Origin of the sequence: Hyphomonas sp. UBA3601 (assembly GCF_002375605.1) — a bacterium.
Classification (GTDB): Bacteria; Pseudomonadota; Alphaproteobacteria; order Caulobacterales; family Hyphomonadaceae; genus Hyphomonas.
In genome coordinates this window covers 6,852-12,884 of record NZ_DFME01000036.1, presented here as the reverse complement: position 1 = coordinate 12,884, position 6,033 = coordinate 6,852, and the positions used below count along the sequence as shown (strand labels likewise).

The 6,033-nt window shown below is 58.4% G+C and carries 4 protein-coding genes; 2 read left to right on the top strand and 2 right to left on the bottom strand.

The window, feature by feature from the left end; translation table 11 throughout:
- A partial coding sequence (locus tag B4F73_RS04155; RefSeq protein WP_290481369.1) for a DNA translocase FtsK occupies positions 1–588 on the top strand: 588 nt, incomplete at its 5' end.
- 82 nt (positions 589–670) lie between these two features.
- Here B4F73_RS04155 and B4F73_RS04150 read toward each other — a convergent pair.
- A complete protein-coding gene (locus tag B4F73_RS04150; protein WP_290482575.1) occupies positions 671–1,687 on the bottom strand; it encodes an aldo/keto reductase in 1,017 nt (338 codons plus the stop codon).
- A gap of 62 nt (positions 1,688–1,749) precedes the next feature.
- Positions 1,750–3,258 (bottom strand): tetratricopeptide repeat-containing sulfotransferase family protein, encoded by a 1,509-nt coding sequence (locus B4F73_RS04145; protein ID WP_414651862.1) that lies wholly within the window; start codon positions 3,256–3,258, stop codon positions 1,750–1,752.
- A 265-nt stretch (positions 3,259–3,523) separates the two neighbouring features.
- Between B4F73_RS04145 and B4F73_RS04140 the strand changes: the two genes are divergently transcribed.
- Complete coding sequence (locus B4F73_RS04140) at positions 3,524–6,031, top strand: TonB-dependent receptor (RefSeq protein ID WP_290482574.1); 2,508 nt, start codon at positions 3,524–3,526, stop codon at positions 6,029–6,031.
- Positions 6,032–6,033 lie beyond the last annotated feature (2 nt).

Genomic DNA, 6,033 nt, shown 5'->3' with positions numbered 1-6,033 from the left:
CAGATGGCCCGTGCGGCTGGTATTCACTTGATCACGGCAACACAGAGACCATCCGTAGACGTTATTACGGGTACGATCAAAGCGAACTTCCCGACACGGATTTCCTATATGGTCACGACCAAGATCGACTCACGGACGATCCTGGGCGAACAAGGCGCCGAACAGCTGCTCGGTATGGGCGACCTGCTCTATCAGGCCCCCGGCAAGAAATCCCAGCGCCTTCATGGCCCGTTCGTGTCAGATGAGGAAGTCGGCTCGGTCGTTGACTGGCTCAAGGAACAAGGCGAGCCCGACTATGTCATGGATGTGCTCGAAGCGCCCGAAGATGGCTCAACGGGGTCTGCCGTCATGGATGCCATGCTCGGGACGAGCACCGGCGACGAAGACGACGATCTCTATTCCCAGGCGCTTGCCATCGTCGTCCGCGACCAGCGCGCCTCGACCTCCTATCTTCAGCGCCGCCTCAAGATTGGCTACAACAAGGCTGCAGGCGTAATCGATCGCCTCGAAGAAGAAGGCGCGATCTCTGCGCCGAACCATGCCGGCAAGCGCGAAGTTCTCGCAAGCGCGCGGCCAAGCCCCGAATAGATCCCACGAGCTTTGGTGGGAAACAAAGGACGAGCCTCCATCCGACGCAGAAGCGGGTGGGGGCTCATTTCATTTGCGGGCCCTAGCCCATTGGATACATCTGGTCTTTGGTGACGGCATCGCACGCCTTCATCACGTCTGCGGAGAGTTCCAGGTCTGCGGCTGCGAGAATGTCGGCCAACTGATCGAATTTCGACACGCCGACAATGGTGGAGGCGACGAAATCATGTTGTTTCGACCATGCTGTGGCCAGCGTCACGGGCGACATGCCCGCATCCTTCGCGATGTCCATGAAGCGCCGCGTGGATTCCAGTGACTTTTCGTTGACGAACCGCCCGGCCATTAAGGTCTGACGCCCGCCATGTTGCAAATAGGCTGAGAAACGCGCGCCTTCGGGCAGGGCACCATCCTGATACTTGCCGGACAAGACGCCCCCTGCCAACGGCGAATAAGGGATAAGGCTGACACCTTCGCGGCGACACACTTTGGCCAATGCATCTTCAAAGCGGCGATTGTTCAGGCTGAAATTGTTCTGAATCGTGTGATAGCGCACCGTACCGAGCCGGTTGGAGGTCTCGATACTCTTCATCAGGCCCCAGGCATCTTCATTGCTACAGCCGACGATGCGCACTTTTCCCTCGCGAACGAGATCATCAAGGGTCTCCATCGTCTCGTCGAAGTTCGTGCCATGATCTGGCCAATGGGTCTGGTAGAGATCGACATAGTCGGTTTGCAACCGGGTCAGGCTGGCATCGATGGCGCGGCGGATATTGTGCCGGTCCAGCGCCGTCATCTCGCCGCGCTGCGATCCCTTGATCCAGCCATGCGACGGCCCGCACACTTTCGTAGCCACGATCAGGCGGTCGCGGTCTTTGGTCTTCATCCAGCGGCCAAAGATTTCTTCGGTCCGCCCAGCCCATTCAAGCTTTGGCGGCACCGGGTAGTTCTCGGCGGTGTCATAGAAATTGATCCCGGCTTCGAAACAGGCATCAAGAACCTTGTGGGCTTCGGCTTCGTCCGTTTGGGCGCCGAAAGTCATCGTGCCCATGCAGATGTCGGATACGTAAATGGCGCTCTTGCCAAGGCGGCGGTGTTTCATGGCGGTGACTCCCTCTTATCGGGAAGACACTAATGCGTCGGGCCGGAATGGCCAGCATTGCCCTAGGGGATATCCCGCTCTGCGGCATCGATGCAGCCAGCCGCTTCCAATATATCGAGTGCCGGGGTGAGCTGCGCCTCGTACCGCTTCCATCGGGCCAGCGCCCGGGTATAGAGCGGCTCGCGCACCTGCGCGGAACTGGCGGTCGCAACCGGCGCGGCATTCTGGTGAAAGTCCAGGCATTGGGCCTCAAATGACAGGCCGCAGAACTCGAGCAATCTCCGTGTCTGGGCCTCGATGTCGCCCACCACGTCTTCATAATGAACCTGTGTGAACCGGCCTGCCGGAAGCGTCTCGCTGTAATGCCGGATCATGCGGTCAAAGCCGACATAATAGTGCGCCGTGGTTTCCAGGTTCAGGGCGTAGTCGTAATAGGGAAACTGCGTCGCAAACAATTGCCTGTAATTGCTGAGCACTGTGTCCGCCGGATGCCGCCTGAGGCAGATGATCCGCGCTTCCGGCAGGGCCGCCAAAATGATGGGGGCGTAAATCGCATTCAGTGGCAGCTTGTCGATGAACCGCCCAGTCAGGCCGAGCGTGGCTTCAACGCGTTGCATGTACATCCGGCCAAGCTCGTCCTGGTCTACCTGCCCGGCTGCCGCCAGCGTTTCGACATCCAGCACGTATTTCGATTGGGTGCCTGACAGGTGTTTCAGGCTGATCCCGAAATCGGCGAGTTCTCCGGCCGAAGTCACCTCGCTATGGCTCGACAGGATCCGGTCGACCAGGGTGGTTCCCGTCCGGGGCATGCCGACAATGAAAATGGGTTGCGCGCTGGTATGGCCACCCATCATTGGCAGGTGTGTCGTCGCTTTCGCCGCGTCGAAAATGGCGTCATCAAACGCCGCATCGTGCTGCACAGCGGCCCATTTGGCTGATTTGGCTTTGGCCAGCCAGCCCATCGCTTCGGCTGGTTGGTTCAAATCTTCATAGGCCTTGGCGAGGGCATGGCCGACGCGGAGCGCGTCATCGGCTTTATGGGCGACCGAGGGAAACACAGCTTTCAATTCGGCAATCTGGTTGTCGGCCTCGGTCTGCTTCGTGATCTGGACGATTGCGGCCAGAGCGCGGGTCTCGCCCGGATCCAGTATTAAGCATCTGCGATAGGCTTCCCGCGCTTCGTCCATGTGTCCGACAAACTGAAGCGCCGCTCCGAGATTGTAATGGTAGGCAGAGACATCTGGGGCGGTCGCCGTGGCCCGCTTGTAGAATTCCAGAGAACGGTCATGCAGTCCGGCGCGGCTGTAGACGACCCCCAGCGTGTCGAGCGTCAAGGCGTCGTCTGGCGCAAGCGCGGCGGCGGCATCCGCAGACCGTACAGCCGATTCGCGCCTGAGAAGTGCCATTTCACTGCGCGCTTTTTGGGCGAGCACTTCAGGGTGTTGTGGGCTGAGTGTCAGCGCACGATCAAACAGGTCTATGGCCTTGGCATGATTGGCGTGATCCGCGGTCAGGATGCCCAGTAGATAATACGCGCGCGGCTCGCCGGGGTCGCGTTTCAGCGCCTCCATGCAGTCGGCATGCGCATGCCTGTAAGCCTTCTTTTCCAGATGGCTCGCCGCCCGGTCCAGTAGCCCAATATTTGGCGAAGATGCCCAATTTTTGATCAGTGCATTGTTCCTTCATTCTACAACTGAGCCGTATAGGCGCAATTCTGTGCCAAAAATATTACGCCAAGGACATAAATGTGCTGCCGTGTGGGACGGTCGCTTGTGCCAAATTCTTCCCTGCTTCCTAATGTTGGAGGTGAGGTAGGAACTATAGGAGTTTCTACAAATGTCTAAATCCAGTCTACTACGGCAGACCAGTCTTGTCGTGCTTGCGACAGGCCTTGCCATGGGTGCCAGCGCCCAGGAAGAACCGTCCAGCGACAGCGAATTGCGCGCCCAGACCATTACGGTCACCGCCACCCGCCGCGCCGAAAGCGTCCAGGATATCCCTCTGAACATCGCGGCCCTTGGCGGCGAGCAGATCGAAGAGCAAGGCTTTGACGAACTGGCAGATGTGCTGGCTTATGTACCGGGTATCAACGTCGTTGATCGCGGTGGCCGTCAGGGCAACCCCGTTATTGTTCGTGGTCTGAATGCAGATGGCCTCGGCTCCGGTGACGGCAACAATGATGGCGGCGGCACGGTTGCCACCTATCTCGGCGAGATTCCGCTTTTTGTGGATCTCAAGCTGAATGACCTTCAGCGCGTGGAAGTCCTGCTTGGGCCACAAGGCACACTTTACGGCGCCGGTACGCTTGGCGGCGCAATCCGTTACATCCCGAACAAGCCGGATTTTGATGGCGACCTACTGGAAGTGCGGTCGGAATTCTCAAAATATTCCGAAGCAGCATCGCTCAGCTATGAAACCGGCTTGACCTTCAACAAGACGTTTGCGCCAAACTTTGCGATCCGTGGCTCGGTCGACTACGAAGACGATTCCGGTTTCATCGACTATCCATACATCGTGCAGGAAATCGGTGTATCTGATCCGGACCCGGACTTTTCTGACCCGACTGATGTTGCGTCCAATTTGCGCGGCGTCACGGATGCGAATGGCGAGCGGACCGTTTCCGGCCGCCTCGCTGCGCGCTGGGAGCCAACTGAGTGGCTCGATGGGACGGCGACCTATTATTACCAGAAGTCCGAAATCGATGGCCGCCAGGGCTCCAGCTGGCGCAACACGCTCCAGACCGGGAAATACGAACTGGCCAAACGTGTCGAAGAACCGAACGAGATTACCAACCAGTTGCTGGCGCTTGAGCTGACAGCCGATCTCGGCTTTGCGGAGCTGACCTCCGCCACCGGCTATTCCCGGTTCGACGACAATGGCCAGCGCGACCAGACCGACCTCCTGATCTCGCTCGAATACAGCTATGAACTGTTCCCGACCTTCACCTCCTTCACGCATGAGAAGGGCCGCGAGAACACATTCAACCAGGAAGTCCGTCTCGTTTCGACGACTGACAGCCGGTTCAACTGGATCGTTGGTGCGTTCTACAACAATTCCGATGTGACCTCCTATTCCCAGGAGTACACGCCGGGATATGCGGACTATGTCGGCTTCGACCGCCCGGATGACCTGGAATACTATTCCCAGTTCTATTCTTCACTGGAAGAAGCAGCGCTGTTTGGGGAGGTTGGATTTGACATCACCGATCGCTGGACCGTCACGGTCGGGGGGCGCTATTATGAGTATGATCTGGAATCGTTCAGCGATGTCGATTTCCCGCTGTTCGATAGCGGTCCGAACTATCTCCAGCCCGTTGGCATCAGCGACATGGAAGACAGCCTGAAGTCTGACTTCGCCGCCGGCAGCCCGAATGGCACAGAGCGGACCAGCCAGTCCGATGACGGAACCCTGTTCAAGTTCAACACCTCTTATCAGGTGACGGATGATGTTCTCGGTTACTTCACCGTCAGCGAAGGCTACCGGATTGGTAACTCGAACGGTATTGGCGTTTGCCCGGCCTATGATCCGACCAACAACCAGCAAGGCGCATGTGCACTGCTGCCGGGACAGCAATTCGGACCGGGCGCTGGCGACGTTTCCACGCGGGACGAATCGCAATTCGGTCCTGACACGACCACCAATTACGAGCTTGGCTTCAAGTCGACCCTGATGGATGGGCGGGTCACCCTGAACGGCGCAGTCTACTATATCGAATGGACCGATCCGCAGCTGAGTTCTGCCACGATCAACGCCTCCATTCCGATCACGGTCAATGCCGAAGGCGCTGAGTCCAAAGGCTTTGAGGTCAATGGCGCCTGGGCAGTCAAAGAGAACCTCTCCGTACGCGGCAGCTATAGTCATTCCGAGGCAACGCTCACCGCGGATGCACCGGGCCTTGTCGGCACGATCTCGCCTCCGGGCTTCGGATCGGTCTTGCTGGACGGCAGTGACGGTGACCGCCTGCCCGGCTCTCCGGAAGATCAGTTCGCAGTCTTCGGAACCTATGTCATGCCGCTCGAAAATGGCGCGGAAGTTGCCTTCAATGCCGGCTACACATGGCAGGGCGATGTGCTCAGCCGCACGGGTGGCCTCGGCGATGGTTTGACGCTCGATTCCTTCGGGCTGGCCAATGTCTCTGCCGTATATGACACGGGCGACTGGCAGGCGACCTTCTTCGTCAACAACCTCTTTGACGAGTTCTACGAGACCGGCGTCGTCGGCACGAATCTCTACAATCAGGTTCTGTCTGATGATGCGGGCGGCCCGGTCTATCAACGGACCTACTACACCCATGTCGGCGCGCCGCGTTCGATCGGTGTACGGTTCAAATATACGTTTGAATAGTC